The following is a 15,584-nucleotide window of genomic DNA, read 5'->3' on the forward strand; positions in this document are numbered from 1 at the left end:
TGTGGGGGAACGGGATTCGGGAGACTTCCCAGTTATCACCGTTCGTTCACGCTCTCGCCGACTGCGGCGGTCTCCGCGTAAGGGGTGCCCGGCTCGTTTCGAGCTGGTATCGGCCGTCGCCGACTGATCACAGACTGGTCTCGCAAAGTGAACGCAAACTTAACGCCAGATGAACAATCTGGACAAACCTGCCGAGCGGTCCGTCACAGCAAGCAGTCAGCGTTGGGCGCGATACGCAGCCCGCCGGTCAGCCGTCAGATGTTCGGTCGCATAACTCAGCGCGGTGCGGCCCATATCCGCGGCATGCGCGTCCAGAAATCCGGTGAGAATCGCCGGGTCGACGCGTTTCCCGATCTCGCGCAACATCCAGCCGACCGCCTTCTGAATCAGATCGCGGCGATCGTCGAGCAGGCGTTCACACAGTTCGAGAGTCGTGGCGGTATCGCCCTGCTTGATGAAGGCGAAAGTGGTCAGCAACGCCACTCGCCGCTGCCACAGTGAATCCGCCGCCGCGAATTCGAAGAGTCGATCGCGCGGCCGATCCAGGAACCACGGACCGAACACGAACTCCGCCGAGGCATCGACCAGATCCCAGTTGTTCACGCGCCCGCGCAACACCGCCGCCGAATACAACTCGACGATCTCCTGTTGCCGCGCAACATCGGCACCGCGTTTGCTCGATGCCCGCGCCATCTCCCCATTCAGAATCACCAACCCGGCCAGCCGATGCTCGTGCACCGGCGAGTCGAGCAGCAGATCGATCTCCGAAAGCGGCATCCCGGCAAACCGTTTCACCGCCTTCCGGGTCTGCGGAACCCGGATGCCGATGAATTCGTCGCCTTCCCCGTACTCCCCCGGACCGGTCTTGAAAAACCGTTGCAGATGCACCGCATCCGCCGGATCGGCGAGCGCCGCCAATTCCGCCTGGACCGCAGCGGCGGTCAGCTCATCCCCACTCGCGCCGACCCCGTTCATTGCGCCTCCCGTATCGGTGGACCCAGGCCGCTCGATCGAATCGTAAGGCGACAACTGATCTCGCAACGGTCGGGGTAACTCCCCGGGTACGTCCAAAAAGGGTTGGGCACCTCACCGTCGGCACGGATGCGAAAGCCGCCACGGCTCCAAAGCCGCCCGCTGAAGACGCGGAGAGGCGGACTAGCCCGCTCTGCTTTCAGTCGCGGCCTGTAACAACACCTCGCCGAAATTTCGCATGTGGTCCGCCCCTCCGTACCAGGCCGCCACTATCTCGACGGCGGCAGAGCGGGTGCGGTGGGCCGCTGCGGCCAGATCCGACACAGTGCCCGCGCCGGACTCGGCGGCCTGGGCGGCCACCTCCAGATCGTGGCTGGCGGTCAGCAGACGCATGATGTGGTGCAGGTCGATGCTGGCGTCGCCGGTTCGGAATTCGGCGGCCCTGGACGCCGCCGGGGAGGGTGCGGGCGACTCGGTCACCAGCGGAATCGACTCCGCCACCACCGGAATCGGCTCCGCCACAATCGGTTCCGGTTCCGGTTCCGGGGCGGCGCGACGACGGGACGGGATGGGCTGGCGTTCGGCCGGGCGCGGCGTTTCCTGCACGCTCTCGCGCAGCGACGCGGCGACGGCCTCCAGGCTTTCCAGCCGGGCCGGAGCCGGCTCGGGGTCCGGGGCGTAGCGGCGGCCGGTGGCCGGCGCCTCGACTGCCGGGCTCGCGCCGTACATGTCCTCGTCGATGCGGCCGCCGAAGGGCGAACCGTTGACGGGGCGCACGGCCGGAATCTCGCTCTCCAGCGGTGTGGCGGTGTAGGAGCCGCCGTCGGTGAAGGCCCCGTTGTTGGGTCTGGTGCGGGCGTAGAGCGACGCGTTCGGGTCGGCGTACTCCGCCGCCGCGGGCGCGGTGAACGGATCCCGGTCGGTGGTAATGCGGGCCGCGAACGGGTCACCGTCGGCGGACAGCCGGGCCGCCACCGCCTCCGGATCCGCGCTGCGCTGCGGCAGGTCGGGCGCCAGCCGACGCGGCAGCCCCTCCGGTTCCGGTGTGGCGTGCAGGGTTACGGGCGCGCTGGACCACTGCGCGGCCGGGGTGTCCTGACCATTGCGGTTCAGACCGTTGTAGCCGCCGGTGTCGATGCCGGTGAGCACCGGGTTCGGCGAGGTGCCCGGTGACGGCGAGTCCGGGTGGGTGAGTCGGTACCCCGGCTGGCGCGCGGAGCGCGAATCTCCCGAACCGGCAGTGAAATCGGCATCCATGGCCGACATTCTTACCGGCCCGCGCTACCGGGTGCGAGTCGGGCCACATACGCCGTGCATACCGCTGCGCACGAAACCGGCTCACAACCAACGGTATTGGGGTATTGACGGGATCAGCAATCGGAGGGTGCGGGCTCACCGCGCAACCGGGCATCGACCCAGGCCAGCGCGTCCGGCAGACCCAGCACCGCCGCGGACAAATGCTCCGGCGACGGATTCATATCCATCTCCAGGCGAACACCGGCCGCGCAATAGCGGCGATCGGTATTCACGATGGCGTCCACCGGAATCAGCGGATCACTCGGCGAATGCCACTCGAAGACAGGGATGTTCGGCACCCCGTCGTAGAGCTCCAGACTGTTCTCGTCCAGCACCGACATGACCGCCGGATCATCGATCATCGAAGTGCTGGCAGCGAATTCACTCGCATTGTGACCAGCGCCGATCGCCATGATCTCGTTGGTGCAGCCGTTCGCCATGGCATCGCGGGCGGCCAGGCCCGCCGCATTCATCTGGGTGCTGATCGGCAACCGATCCGGATATTCCCGCTCCAAGCCGATGGCCGCCGCCATGGCCAGCCCGAACGCCGGATGCGGTTGCAGGCCCAGCGCGTTCACCATCTTGCGCAGATTCATCGGCACCCCGCCGGTGGCCGCGCCCACGATGCTCAACTCCGGCGCGTAACGGGGTGCAAGCGCGGCCGCCCAGGCCGTCGCCATGCCACCGCCGGAGTATCCGGCCATCGCCACCGGACTGTTGCCGACACCCAATTCGGGCAGCCGCTTCACCGCGCGAATACCGTCCAAGGTGATCTGACCACCCAATTTGGCTGCGCCATAAGCGGAATTGGGGCCCAGATGATCCGGCAACGCCACCGACCAGCCCCGCCGCAGCGCCACGTTCAACGCGACCGCCTCGCGCACTTGCAGATTCGGGTCATTGGTATAGAGCACCCGCGACACCGCGCACTGCGCGCCGAGACCATTGATGATGTGCTGGTAGGAAAGCAGCGGGCCGTCCGGCACATGCTCGCGCGGGGTGAGAACGGTGGTGACCGCGGCGATCGGTGCGCCCTCCGAGCTGGTGGAGCGGAACTTCACCAGCGTGACCGTGGTGTCCGGGAACATCAGCAGCGGCGGCATGGGCCGCGTCGCGAGCACGTCCCCCGGCGCGCGATCACCGAGATCGGCGGTCTGCGCGTAGAACGGGTCCGGATCGGGGACCGGATAGATCGGATCGGCCCTTGCCACGGCGGTACCGCCGAGAGCCAAACCCGCCATGACAATTCCGAACGCACGTAGCAACCACTCGGCCTTCACCAGTTCCTCCACGAACTTCGCAGTGAGAATCACACGCTTGCCCCACAACGAGTGTCGTTCGGGAGTTCGAAAGAAGAAATAGCGACACGCCAGCAAACAAATCCAGCGCTCAGCCCATATGGCTCATGCCCGCCGCGACCACCTGCGCCACATTCATGATCTCGTCGGCCGTCGGCAGCGGCACCCCATCCAAGGCGTGCAACCGATCCGTGCTCGAAATGGCCAGCATCGCCGACACCCAGGCCGCCGCACACGCCCGCAGCGTCCCCGGCTGCACCGGGCCCGGCGCACTCGCCGCCAGGATCCGCGCCGTCACCTCGAGCAGCTGATCACGCATGCGGCGCAACTGCTTCCGCACATCCGGATGGGTATCGGCCTCACGCCACATGATCACCCGCAACACCGAGGATTTGTTGTCGCGCAGATTCAGCGCCGCGTCCATATTGACCAGACTCTTGGCCGGGTCACCCGGCACCACCACCGAATCGATGTCGTCGATCGGCTCGGGCGGGACACGCTCGGACATCAGCGCCGACAGAATCGCGTCCTTGGTGGGGAAGTAGTAGAAAACCAGGCCCTTGGGCACTCCGGCCGCATCGGCGATGGATGCCGTGGGCGTCGCGTCGAATCCATTGGCCGCGAAAAGACTTTCGGCGGCATCGAGGATGAGCTGGCGAGCGTCCCCGTCGACCTTCTTGCTGCGCCGACGCCCCACCCGGCGGGGTGCGGGTCCCGCATCTGCTGGTGTGGGCACTGCTCGCATTCCTCCTCACGCTTCGAAGCGGAGGCGACCGCCACCGTTCGGGCGGACGTAGACGACAAGCATATCCCTGCGAATGCGCCGACCTCGATTCATCACCCGATTACCGGGAGGAATCGAGGCCGGCGCCTCGAACCGGTCAGTGCGCCGCGGCGCCGAAACGACCCGAGACCTCGGGCATCTCGGCCAAAGCGACCACTACCGTCAACGCACCCACGATCCAGGCAACCCACGAGGCGTTGCTGTAGGAGTGGAAGTTCATCGCCCACGGGGAGATGAACATCAGGACGCCCAGCACGCCGAGCGCCCGGCCGGTCCACCCGGCGGCCCGATCGGCGATCTGCGACAGGCCCGCGAGTGCGATCAGCACACCGAGCACCACGAGGGTCCAGAGTGCGTGGGTGCTGTGCGAGACCCAGATCGGGGACAGCGCGGCGACTGCGCCGAGCACGACGGTGACGGCCTGCTCCGCGCGACTCACGGTGAACATGGAATGCCTCCTTTGAAAGGCGAGGGAATATGTTCTGCTTCCGTTGTATTCCTGATTGACCGCCCGATCAATAAATGGCCGGATACGCTTCGGCCGCAGTTCGGGTGTGACGGGCGACACATCGGATCGCGGCCGGGTGGACCGCTATGGTTTCCCTATGTCGTCCTCGGTAGAACGCGTTCTAATTGTTGGTGCCGGCCTCGCCGGCCTGCGCACCGCCGAAGAGCTGCGACGTGGGGGTTACGCCGGACAGCTCACCCTGCTCGGCGATGAGAACAGAGCGCCCTACGACCGGCCACCGCTGTCCAAGCAGTACATGCGCGGCGACACCGACGACACCGCACTACGGCCCGCGGAGTTCTATCCCGAACACGACATCCGGCTACGCCTCGGCGTCGCCGCCACCGGCGTCGACACCGCCGCCCGGCAGGTCCACCTCAGCGACGGCACCGACCTCGGATACGACGCCCTGGTGATCGCCACCGGGTTGCGACCGCGGCGCATCCCCGGACTGCCCGATGTCTCCGGCGTGCACGTGCTGCGCTCGCACGCCGACGCCGCAGCGCTGCGCGAACACCTCGGCAACGCGCGCCGGGCCGTGATCGTCGGAGCCGGATTCATCGGCTGCGAACTCGCGGCAAGCTTCCGCGCCGGCGGCCTCGACGTGACCATCGTCGAACCCCAGCCCACTCCCCTGTTCGCGGCGCTCGGCGCGGAAATCGGCGCCCTGGTGGCCCGGCTGCACGAGGCCGAAGGCGTCACGGTGCGCTGCGGGGTCGGGATGGAATCGCTTGTCACCGAGGGCGACTCGGTCAGCGGCGTACGCCTGGCCGACGGCAGCGTCCTCGACGCGGACCTGGTGGTCATCGGCATCGGCTCGCTGCCCGTCACCGCCTGGCTGGAGGACTCCGGCATCCCACTCGCCGAGCGAGCGGACGGTGGCGGCGTCCTCACCGACCGGACCGGGCAGACCTCGGTGCCCGGAGTATGGGCCGTCGGCGACGTCGCCGCCTGGCCGCACGCCACCGGCCGCAACAAGCGCGTCGAACACTGGACCAATGCCGGTGAGCAGGCCCAGATCTTGGCCGCCGCACTCCTGGGCATCGATCAGGCCGCCGAGGTCCAGGTGCCGTACGTGTGGAGCGACCAGTACGACATGAAGATTCAGGTCCTCGGCCTCCCCGCCCTCGCCGACGAGATCGTCGTCGTCGAGGACAAGGGCCGCAAGTTCCTCGCCCACTACCGGCGCGCGGGCGAACTGGTCGCCGTCGTCGGCGCGAGCATGGTCGGCAAGGTCATGAAGGCCCGCGCCGAACTCGCCGCCAACCTCCAACAGCACGCGAACATCGGCTGACCCGGCCGGATTTTCGACCCGCGGTTCGCCATCCGGCGGGGCCTTTCACTACCGTGGCTGGTGTGATCGTCGCGCTCATCGACTCCGGACTAGGGCTGCTGCCCACGGCCGCCTGGTTGCGGAAGCTGCGGCCCGATCTCGATCTGCTGCTACTCAATGATCCCGACGGCGCGCCGTGGGGGCCCAAACCCGAGCAGTGGGTCGTCGACCGGGTGCTGGACACGGCCCGCCTCGCGCTCGGCGAAGGCGCGGAAGTCATTGTGCTGCCCTGCAATACGGCCAGCGTCACCGCCCTCGAACACGTGCGTGCCATGGTCGGTCCGGCCGTGCCCGTGATCGGCACCGTCCCGGCCATCAAGCCCGCCGCCGCCGCTTGCCAGAAGGTTGCGGTCTGGGCCACCGCGGCCACCACCGCCAGCGCCTACCAGGCCGACCTGATCGCCCGTTTCGGCGGCGAAGCCGATATCACCGGCGTCGCCTGCCACGGCCTCGCCGACGCCATCGACCGCGGCGACCTCCCCGTCATCGCCGAGGCCATCGCCGACGCCGCCGCCCGCACCCCCGCCGACACCGAAGGCATCGTCCTGGGCTGCACCCACTACCCCCTGGTCCTCGACGACATCCTCACCGCCCTCCCCACCGGCGTCCGCGTCTTCGACAGCGCCGAAGCCGTCGCAGGCCAAACCCTCCGCCGCATGGAAGCCCTCGACCGCCCAACCGTGGGCACCGGCACCGTCCGAGTCATCGTCAGTGGCCGCCCCGGCGAACTATCCTCCGCCGCAGCCGCTTTCGAGTCCGGTCGCCTCCTCGGCGCGATCCCCGCGACCACGACGTCACCGGTCAGGTAGCTCACTCCGCGTCGCAGACACGAAAAATGGCCGCTTCCAATGGGAGCGGCCATTTTCTTGCGAAAACGCAAGCGGCGCCGCTCCTTTCGGAGCGACGCCGCTTGTCAGCGATTCAGCGAATCACAAGTGAGTCAGAGAATCACTTGATGATCTTGGTGACGCGACCGGCACCGACGGTGCGGCCACCCTCACGGATCGCGAAACGCAGGCCCTCGTCCATGGCGACCGGCTGGATGAGCTTGACGCTCATCTCGGTGTTGTCGCCGGGCATGACCATCTCGGTGCCCTCGGGGAGGGTCACGACGCCGGTCACGTCCGTGGTACGGAAGTAGAACTGCGGGCGGTAGTTGTTGAAGAACGGGGTGTGGCGGCCGCCCTCGTCCTTCGACAGGATGTACGCCTGGCCCTCGAACTCGGTGTGCGGGGTCGTGGTGCCCGGCTTGATGACAACCTGGCCACGCTCGACATCTTCGCGCTTGATGCCACGGACCAGCAGACCGACGTTGTCGCCCGCCTGGCCGTTGTCCAGCAGCTTGCGGAACATTTCGATGCCGGTGATGGTGGTCTTGGTGGTCTTCTCGCGGATGCCGACGATCTCGACTTCCTCGTTCACGTTGACGATGCCACGCTCGATACGACCGGTGACGACGGTGCCACGACCGGTGATCGTGAAGACGTCCTCGATCGGCATCAGGAACGGCTTGTCGGTCTCACGGACCGGGTCCGGGATCGACTCGTCGACGGCGTTCATCAGCTCGATGATCGACTCGGTCCACTTCGGGTCGCCCTCGAGCGCCTTCAGACCGGAGACCCGCACGACCGGCGCGTCCTCGTCGAACTCCTGCGAAGCCAGCAGCTCGCGGACCTCCATCTCGACGAGCTCGAGGATTTCCTCGTCGTCGACCATGTCGGACTTGTTCAGCGCGACAAGGATGTAGGGCACGCCGACCTGGCGGGCGAGCAGCACGTGCTCACGGGTCTGCGGCATCGGGCCGTCGGTGGCGGCCACGACCAGGATCGCGCCGTCCATCTGGGCGGCACCGGTGATCATGTTCTTGATGTAGTCCGCGTGGCCCGGGGCGTCGACGTGCGCGTAGTGGCGCTTCTCCGTCTGGTACTCGACGTGGGAGATGTTGATCGTGATACCACGAGCCTTCTCCTCCGGCGCCTTGTCGATCTGGTCGAACGCGAAGGCCGCGTTCAGGGTGGGGTACTTGTCAGCCAGCACCTTGGTGATCGCGGCAGTCAGCGTGGTCTTGCCGTGGTCAACGTGACCGATGGTGCCGATGTTGACGTGGGGCTTCGTCCGCTCGAACTTCGCCTTCGCCACTGTGGTCCTCCTGGACTAGTTTGTGCGTGCTTTTTTTGCAGCAGTGCGGTTTGTATTACAGGTGGGTCGTTCGACGACCATGCGGGACGGATTCTCGCAAACCCGTCCCGGCAGCGAATTACTCGCCGGTCGCCTTGGCGATGATCTCCTTCGACACGTTGGCCGGAACCTCCGCGTACGAATTGAACACCATCGAGAAGTTCGCTCGGCCCTGGGTCTTCGACCGCAGGTCACCGATGTAGCCGAACATCTCCGAGAGCGGAACCAGCGCCTTGACGACACGGGCACCACTGCGTTCCTCCATGGCCTGAATCTGGCCACGGCGGGAGTTCAGGTCGCCGATCACTTCGCCCATGTAGTCCTCGGGCGTGATGACCTCGACCGCCATCAGCGGCTCGAGGATCACCGGACCGGCCTTGCGGGCCGCTTCCTTGAGGGCCGCCGAACCGGCGATCTTGAACGCCATTTCGGAGGAGTCGACCTCGTGGTAGGCACCGTCGAGCAGCGAAGCGCTCACGTTCACCAGCGGGAAGCCGGCGAGCACGCCGTACTGCATGGCGTCCTGGATACCCGCGTCGACCGAGGGGATGTACTCACGAGGAACGCGGCCACCGGTGACCTTGTTCAGGAACTCGTAGGTAGCGCCGTCCTCGGCGTCGACCAGCGGAGCCAGGCCGATGATCACGCGGGCGAACTGGCCCGAGCCACCGGTCTGCTTCTTGTGGGTGTACTCGTGCTTGTCCACGGCCTTGGTGATGGTCTCGCGGTAGGCCACCTGCGGCTTACCGATATTGGCCTCAACCTTGAACTCGCGCTTCATGCGGTCGACGTAGATGTCGAGCTGGAGCTCGCCCATGCCACCGATGATGGTCTGGCCGGTTTCCTGGTCCAGCTTCACATTGAAGGTGGGGTCTTCCTGGGCGAACTTCTGGATCGCGCTGCCCAGCTTCTCCTGGTCGGCCTTGGTCTTCGGCTCGATCGCGACCTGGATGACCGGGTCCGGGAAGGTCATGGACTCCAGCACGATCTGGTTCTGCGGATCGCACAGGGTGTCACCCGTGGTGGTGTCCTTGAGGCCGATGACCGCGTAGATGTGGCCGGCGACGCCCTCGGGAACCGGGTTCTCCTTGTTGGAGTGCATCTGGAACAGCTTGCCCAGACGCTCCTTCTTGCCCTTGGTCGCGTTGATGATCTGCGCGCCCGAGTCGACCCGGCCGGAGTACACCCGGATGTAGGTCAGCTGGCCGAAGAACGGGTGCGTGGCGATCTTGAACGCCAGCGCCGCGAACGGCTCGTCGATCGACGGCTTGCGGGTGAGGATCTCGTCTTCCTTGCCGGGGACGTGACCCTGCACGGACTCGACGTCCAGCGGGTTGGGCAGGTAGTCGATGACCGCGTCGAGCATGGGCTGCACGCCCTTGTTCTTGAACGCGGAACCACACAGCACCGGGTACAGCTCGGAGGCGACGGTCAGCTTGCGGATCGCAGCCTTGATCTCCTCGACCGACAGCTCTTCGCCACCGGCGAACTTGTCGAGCAGCGCCTCGTCGGACTCGGCGACGGTCTCGAGCAGTTCCTCGCGGTACTGGTCGGCGCGGTCCTTGAGATCGGCCGGGATCTCGACGACCTCGTACTGCTCGCCGAGCTTGGTCTCGCCCTTCCAGACCTTCGCGTTCATCTCGACCAGGTCGACGATGCCCTCGAAGCTGTCCTCGGCGCCGATCGGCAGCTGGATGACCAGCGGCTTCGCGCCCAAGCGGTCCTTGATGGTCTGAACGGTGAAGTAGAAGTCAGCGCCCAGCTTGTCCATCTTGTTGACGAAGCAGATGCGCGGCACGTCGTACTTGTCCGCCTGACGCCAGACCTGCTCGGACTGCGGCTCGACGCCTTCCTTGCCATCGAACACGGCAACGGCGCCGTCGAGGACGCGCAGCGAGCGCTCGACCTCGACCGTGAAGTCCACGTGGCCGGGGGTGTCGATGATGTTGATCTGGTTGTCTTTCCAGTAACAGGTCGTCGCGGCCGACGTGATCGTGATGCCGCGTTCCTGCTCCTGTGCCATCCAGTCCATGGTGGCGGCGCCATCGTGAACTTCACCGATCTTGTACGTGATACCGGTGTAGAACAGGATGCGTTCGGTGGTGGTGGTCTTGCCCGCATCGATGTGGGCCATGATGCCGATGTTGCGGACCCTGTTCAGGTCGGTGAGCACTTCCTGTGCCACGGAAACTTCCCCGCTCGTAGCTAGTTGGGATTCAACGGGATGGGCCTCGAGTTTGCCCGAGAGCCCTCGGTGTCAACGTCGGGCGCGACGCGAAAGTGCCTCGCTTGCAGCAGCTCGGCAGCTGTCGCGCCCGACATGTGACTCGTATCCCGGCACTTCCGAACGGAGGGCCGGGCCACAGGTCACCAGCGGTAGTGCGCGAAGGCCCGGTTCGACTCGGCCATCTTGTGGGTGTCCTCGCGACGCTTCACCGAAGCGCCCAGGCCGTTGCTGGCGTCCAGCAGCTCGTTGGCCAGACGCTCGACCATGGTCTTCTCACGGCGAGCGCGGGAGTAGTTGACCAGCCAGCGCAGCGCCAGGGTGTTGGCGCGGCCCGGACGAACCTCGACCGGAACCTGGTAGGTGGCGCCACCGACACGACGGGGCTTGACCTCGAGGGCGGGCTTGACGTTGTCCAGCGCGCGCTTCAGGGTGACGACCGGATCGGTGCCGGTCTTCTCACGAGCCTGCTCGAGGGCACCGTAGACGATGCGCTCGGCGGTGGACTTCTTGCCGTCCAGCAGGATCTTGTTGACCAGCTGCGTCACCACGGGGGAGCCGTAGACCGGGTCGTTGATCAGGGGACGCTTGGGAGCGGGACCCTTACGCGGCATTAGCTCTTCTCCTTCTTGGCGCCGTAGCGGCTGCGGGCCTGCTTGCGGTTCTTGACACCCTGGGTGTCGAGCGAGCCGCGGATGATCTTGTAGCGCACACCCGGGAGGTCCTTCACACGACCGCCGCGCACGAGCACCATCGAGTGCTCCTGCAGGTTGTGACCCTCACCGGGGATGTAAGCCGTGACCTCGACCGCGCTGGTCAGGCGAACACGCGCGACCTTACGCAGCGCGGAGTTCGGCTTCTTCGGGGTCGTGGTGTACACGCGAGTGCACACGCCACGACGCTGCGGGCTCCCCTTGAGGGCCGCAGTCTTGGTCTTGGCGACCTTGTCGCGGCGACCCTTGCGGACCAGCTGGTTGATGGTTGGCATAGACCGGCTTTCCTTATTAGTAACCAGGTGTCTGGAACTTCATGTCTTTGTCATTCGAGCTTTCCGCCCAGTTCTCGCGGTATTTCTTCCCCACGAGGTCGGGCGTGTCGTGTGCAGCTCAGGGGCCTTTTTCAAGGCATGCTTGAAACGGTCGGCCGCTCTCGCTGGCCTACGTACTGCACATCAACTTGCCCGCATGCTCCGGGCACAGCGGTCTACGATACCCGCGGGCTCAACCGGGGGCAAAAGAGGGTCCCTCGAGCGCGGCTGGTAGAGGGCTTATCGAGCCAGGTTCAACGTCAACTCGACCAGCTTGCGGGCCGCATCGCAGGGGTCCGCGTGCTGAGATCCGTTGCGGTAGTTGACCCACCAGCCCACGATGCCGGTGTCGGCGGCCGGAGCGCTCACGCCACACGAGTCCGGATCGTTGGGGCGACGGGTTTCCACCGAGCGGCGGCCCTGCACGGTTATGTCGTTACTCACATATTTCAGCCGGTCGTTGTTCGCCTTCTCATTGGCGAGCGAGCCGAGCTCGTACCAGTTGAGGGTGACCATGCCGCTGCCCGCGGTGCCGCCGGTGAGATTCCACATGCAGACCGCGCCGTTGAACGACGGCTCCACATACATGTTGTCGCCGACCGACTTGGCGATGTCGTCCTGGGCAACCACCGTGCACTCGCGCAGCAACTTGTCGAAGTTGGTGTTGATTTTCGAGGTGCCGCCGGTTCCGCCGGTGCCGCCCGCGGGTAGCGCGGTGCCGGGCACGGTCTTGCCGCAGCCGGCCAGGCCCGCGGTCAGCGCGACCGCCGCGAGGATGATCGCGGTCTTGGATCGGCGTGCCATCCCGGTCCCCTTCATCCGAGTCGCTGCACGGTCAGTTCGGCCATCTTGCGGGTGCGGTCGCAGGGGTTGCCGAGATTGCCGCCGCTGTTGAACACGCCGTAGGAGATGGACCATTCGAAGAAGTCGTCGTCGAGCTGGACCGCGAGGTCGCAGACGGCGTTGCTGGGGTCGAGGGCCTGGAAGCCCTTGCGGCCGCCCACGTCGATGGTGTCCGGGGTGCGGCCGACGCTGGCCACCCACGCCTTCTCGCGGTCGATGGGGCTGCCGCGGTAGGAGGCGAAGGTGACACTCGAGGAGCTGATGCCGCCGGCCTGCCAGTTGCAGCCGACGGAGTTCTTGAAGACGGTGGTGAGGGAGCTGAGCCCGCCCAGGTCGCGCACTTCGTCGTCGGTGAGGTGACCGCATTCGCCGACGAACGGGCCCAGCGTCGCCACCTTCTGCGGCGGCCGGAAGCTCGGGTCGTCGTTCGAATCCTTCTTCCCCCCACACGCTGACAGCAGCAACACGAGACTCAACCCCGTGACGATCGCCGACGCCATTCGCATGGCGTGAACTCTACTGGTTTCGTGTTGCTTTGCTGTTCAGCGTTGTCTTGCCGTGTGACTCACAGGTTTCCGCGTGCGTCCTGTTCGCGTTCGATGGCCTGGAAGAGGGCTTTGAAGTTGCCCTTGCCGAATCCCAGTGAGCCGTGGCGTTCGATGAGTTCGAAGAAGACGGTGGGGCGATCGGTGATGGGTTTGCAGAAGATCTGGAGCAGGTAGCCGTCTTCGTCGCGGTCGACGAGGATGCCGCGGCGCTGGAGTTCGGCGACGGGCACCCGGACGTGGCCGATGCGCTCGCGCAGTTCCGGGTCCTCGTAGTAGCTGTCGGGGGTGTCGAGGAATTCGATGCCCTCACGGCGCAATACGTCGACGGCGCTGAGGATGTCGCCGGTGGCCAGTGCGATGTGCTGGACGCCGGGGCCTTGGTAGAACTCGAGGTATTCGTCGATCTGGGAGCGTTTGCGGCTGACCGCGGGTTCGTTGAGGGGGAACTTCACGCGGTGGTTGCCGTTGGCCACCACCTTGCTCATGAGTGCGGAGTATTCGGTGGCGATGTCGTCGCCGACGAATTCGGCCATGTTCTGGAATCCCATGACGCGCCGATAGAACTCGACCCATTCGTCCATGCGGCCGAGTTCGACATTGCCGACGACGTGGTCGATGGCTTGGAAGATGCGCTTGGGTTGCCCGGCGCGCGGGGCGTAGGCGGATTCGCGGCGGATGTAGCCGGGGAGATAGGGGCCGTAGTAGCGGGAGCGGTCGACGAGGGTGTGCCGGGTGTCACCGTAGGTGGCGATGGCGGCGGTGCGGACGGTGCCGAATTCGTCGGTCTCGTCGTGGGGTTCGACGAGGACGGTGGCGCCCTCGGCGCGGGCCCGGGCGATGCAGCGGTCCACGTCGGGGACCTCGAGGGCGATGTCGACCACCCCGTCCCCGTGCCGATCATGGTGTGCGACAAGCGGACTGGCCGGATCCACCGCACCCTTGACGACGAATCTCGCGCCGCCGCTGCGCAGTACGAACGCCTTGTGGTCACGATTGCCGGTCTCGGGGCCCGCGTAGGCCTCCAACCGCATGCCGAAGGCGGACTGCAGGAAGTGCGCGGTCTGGGTGGCATTGCCGACCGCCCAGACCACCGCGTCCCAGCCCAGCACGGGGAACGGGTCGGCGGCGGCATCGTGGTCCACCAGGCCGACGAGGCGGCGTAATTCGTCCTCGCCGGGCAGGTCGCCGGATCTGGTGGCTTGGTGTCCCGCGTCGATGCTCATGTGCCCAGGAAAAGCCCCGGGGTCATGACTAGGCAATATCGCCGAATTCCACTGGACACTCTGGTGAATTGCACCACCATCTGTGGCCGGGTGCTGGACAATTTGAATAGCAGCGAACGCACGAGCGGAGCTTCCGCTCGACTCACCAGCGGAGGTTCCGCGATGTCCCGCACGCCCGCCCGGCTGGATGAGCTGGATCTGGCCATCCTCACCGCCATGCACGAGTATCAGAAGGCGGGCATTCTCGAGCTCTCCCGCCGCACCCGGGTGGCCCGCGCCACCGTGCAGTCGCGCATCGCGCGCATGGAGGAGGCGGGGGTGATCTCCTCCTATGATCCGCAGATCGATGTCACCGCAGCGGGTTTCGATGTGCAGGCGTTCGTGACGCTGGAGATCGCCCAGGGTGCGCTGGACGCGGTGAGCGCGGATCTGGAGGCGATTCCCGGTGTGCTGGAGGCGTATGCGACCACCGGTTCGGGTGATGTGCTGTGCCGGATCGGCGCGGATTCGCATGCCGGGTTGCAGACGGTGCTGTTGAGCATCGACAAGACGAGTTCGGTGGTGCGCTCGCACAGCGTGGTGGTGTTGTCGACGGTGGTGGCGCATCGCACGCTGCCGCTCTTGCGCACGCTCACCCCGTCGGGGTCGAGCAAGGCTCCGGCGTATCGGGCCGCGCAGTCCTGATCAGTTCCGGACAGTCCTGATCAGTGCCGGTCCAGCCGGGTGATGAGTCCGCACACGTGGGCTTCGGCGGCGGCCCGGGCATCGGCTGGATGCCCGGATTCGAGGGCGTCGAGGATGCGGCGGTGCTCGCGCAGTGCGGTACTGCGGTTGCGGGGGTGGGTCCACAGGTCGCCGCGGTAGAGGTGGGCCTGGGCTTCCAGGCGGGCGAGTTCGCTTGCCAGGGTGGCATTTCCGGCGCGGTCGCGGATGAAGGTGTGGAACTCCAGGTCGAGTTCGGTGTCGCGGGCCGGGTCGGTGTTGTCGCGCAGGAAGCGTTCCTGGGTGGCGAGGATGGCGGTGAGTTTGCCGAGGTCGGATTCGGTGAGCCGGGTGGCGGCGCAGGAGGCGGCTAGGCCGTCGAGGACCGCGCGCACGGCGAGCACCTCACGGATGCGCTCGTCATCGACGACCGCGACCCGCGCGCCAGCGTGCGGGACGGTGACGGCCAGGCCCTCGGAGATGAGCTGCTGCACGGCTTCCCGGACCGGGCTGCGGCTCACGCCCAGGCGCGCGGAGAGCGCGAGCACGCTCAGGGGCGCGCCCGGCTCGAGTTCCCCGGACAGGACGAGCTGCCGCAACTGGCGGTGCACGGTCGGGCCGAGTAGCTCACCGTCCGGTTCGGTCATC

At 66.4% G+C, this 15,584-nt stretch carries 16 protein-coding genes; 3 read left to right on the forward strand and 13 right to left on the reverse strand.

What is annotated here, in order from left to right; translation table 11 throughout:
• Nucleotides 1–216: 216 nt before the first annotated feature.
• From ACFXHA_RS23635 to ACFXHA_RS23655, 5 genes are all read right to left on the reverse strand, one after another.
• Nucleotides 217–975, reverse strand: coding sequence for a DNA alkylation repair protein (locus ACFXHA_RS23635; RefSeq protein WP_379360170.1), 759 nt, complete (start codon nucleotides 973–975; stop codon nucleotides 217–219).
• Nucleotides 976–1,155: 180 nt separating this feature from the next.
• Nucleotides 1,156–2,229, reverse strand: coding sequence for a hypothetical protein (locus ACFXHA_RS23640; protein ID WP_379360172.1), 1,074 nt, complete (start codon nucleotides 2,227–2,229; stop codon nucleotides 1,156–1,158).
• 113 nt (nucleotides 2,230–2,342) lie between these two features.
• Nucleotides 2,343–3,509, reverse strand: coding sequence for a lipase family protein (locus ACFXHA_RS23645; RefSeq protein WP_379360689.1), 1,167 nt, complete (start codon nucleotides 3,507–3,509; stop codon nucleotides 2,343–2,345).
• A 148-nt stretch (nucleotides 3,510–3,657) separates the two neighbouring features.
• The gene (locus ACFXHA_RS23650) at nucleotides 3,658–4,302 is read right to left on the reverse strand and encodes a TetR/AcrR family transcriptional regulator (RefSeq protein ID WP_379360174.1); all 645 of its coding nucleotides are present in this window, start codon (nucleotides 4,300–4,302) and stop codon (nucleotides 3,658–3,660) included.
• A 145-nt stretch (nucleotides 4,303–4,447) separates the two neighbouring features.
• On the reverse strand, nucleotides 4,448–4,798 hold the full coding sequence (locus ACFXHA_RS23655) for an SPW repeat protein (protein ID WP_379360176.1): 351 nt from the start codon (nucleotides 4,796–4,798) through the stop codon (nucleotides 4,448–4,450).
• A 157-nt stretch (nucleotides 4,799–4,955) separates the two neighbouring features.
• On the opposite strand from ACFXHA_RS23655, the gene ACFXHA_RS23660 reads away from it, so the two are divergent.
• Nucleotides 4,956–6,152: an NAD(P)/FAD-dependent oxidoreductase gene (locus ACFXHA_RS23660; RefSeq protein WP_379360178.1), complete on the forward strand. Its 1,197-nt coding sequence runs from the start codon at nucleotides 4,956–4,958 to the stop codon at nucleotides 6,150–6,152.
• Between the two features lie 62 nt (nucleotides 6,153–6,214).
• Nucleotides 6,215–7,000, forward strand: coding sequence for a glutamate racemase (locus ACFXHA_RS23665; protein ID WP_379360180.1), 786 nt, complete (start codon nucleotides 6,215–6,217; stop codon nucleotides 6,998–7,000).
• A 139-nt stretch (nucleotides 7,001–7,139) separates the two neighbouring features.
• On the opposite strand, the gene tuf is transcribed toward ACFXHA_RS23665, so the two are convergent.
• The 7 genes from tuf to hppD all read right to left on the reverse strand — a co-directional run bounded on the left by tuf (nucleotide 7,140) and on the right by hppD (nucleotide 14,234).
• Nucleotides 7,140–8,330: an elongation factor Tu gene (gene tuf, locus ACFXHA_RS23670; RefSeq protein WP_379360182.1), complete on the reverse strand. Its 1,191-nt coding sequence runs from the start codon at nucleotides 8,328–8,330 to the stop codon at nucleotides 7,140–7,142.
• Nucleotides 8,331–8,448: 118 nt separating this feature from the next.
• On the reverse strand, nucleotides 8,449–10,554 hold the full coding sequence (gene fusA / locus ACFXHA_RS23675) for an elongation factor G (protein ID WP_379360184.1): 2,106 nt from the start codon (nucleotides 10,552–10,554) through the stop codon (nucleotides 8,449–8,451).
• A 182-nt stretch (nucleotides 10,555–10,736) separates the two neighbouring features.
• Complete coding sequence (rpsG, locus tag ACFXHA_RS23680; RefSeq protein WP_067881759.1) at nucleotides 10,737–11,207, reverse strand: 30S ribosomal protein S7; 471 nt, start codon at nucleotides 11,205–11,207, stop codon at nucleotides 10,737–10,739.
• Nucleotides 11,207–11,581 (reverse strand): 30S ribosomal protein S12, encoded by a 375-nt coding sequence (gene rpsL / locus ACFXHA_RS23685; RefSeq protein WP_014353064.1) that lies wholly within the window; start codon nucleotides 11,579–11,581, stop codon nucleotides 11,207–11,209. Before rpsL ends, rpsG begins: the two co-directional genes overlap by 1 nt.
• A gap of 279 nt (nucleotides 11,582–11,860) precedes the next feature.
• On the reverse strand, nucleotides 11,861–12,424 hold the full coding sequence (locus ACFXHA_RS23690; protein ID WP_379360187.1) for a DUF3558 domain-containing protein: 564 nt from the start codon (nucleotides 12,422–12,424) through the stop codon (nucleotides 11,861–11,863).
• An 11-nt stretch (nucleotides 12,425–12,435) separates the two neighbouring features.
• Nucleotides 12,436–12,969 (reverse strand): DUF3558 domain-containing protein, encoded by a 534-nt coding sequence (locus ACFXHA_RS23695; RefSeq protein ID WP_379360189.1) that lies wholly within the window; start codon nucleotides 12,967–12,969, stop codon nucleotides 12,436–12,438.
• 59 nt (nucleotides 12,970–13,028) lie between these two features.
• Nucleotides 13,029–14,234 carry a 4-hydroxyphenylpyruvate dioxygenase gene (hppD, locus tag ACFXHA_RS23700; RefSeq protein WP_379360191.1) on the reverse strand — a complete coding sequence of 402 codons (1,206 nt, stop codon included), beginning with the start codon at nucleotides 14,232–14,234 and terminating at the stop codon, nucleotides 13,029–13,031.
• Between the two features lie 162 nt (nucleotides 14,235–14,396).
• Between hppD and ACFXHA_RS23705 the strand changes: the two genes are divergently transcribed.
• The gene (locus ACFXHA_RS23705; RefSeq protein WP_379360193.1) at nucleotides 14,397–14,918 is read left to right on the forward strand and encodes an Lrp/AsnC family transcriptional regulator; all 522 of its coding nucleotides are present in this window, start codon (nucleotides 14,397–14,399) and stop codon (nucleotides 14,916–14,918) included.
• 20 nt (nucleotides 14,919–14,938) lie between these two features.
• Here ACFXHA_RS23705 and ACFXHA_RS23710 read toward each other — a convergent pair whose 3' ends face one another.
• Nucleotides 14,939–15,583, reverse strand: a complete 645-nt coding sequence (locus tag ACFXHA_RS23710) for a GntR family transcriptional regulator (RefSeq protein WP_379360195.1) — start codon at nucleotides 15,581–15,583, stop codon at nucleotides 14,939–14,941.
• Between the last annotated feature and the right edge of the window lies 1 nt (nucleotide 15,584).

This window comes from Nocardia sp. NPDC059240 (genome assembly GCF_042753865.1).
Taxonomy (GTDB): domain Bacteria; phylum Actinomycetota; class Actinomycetes; order Mycobacteriales; family Mycobacteriaceae; genus Nocardia.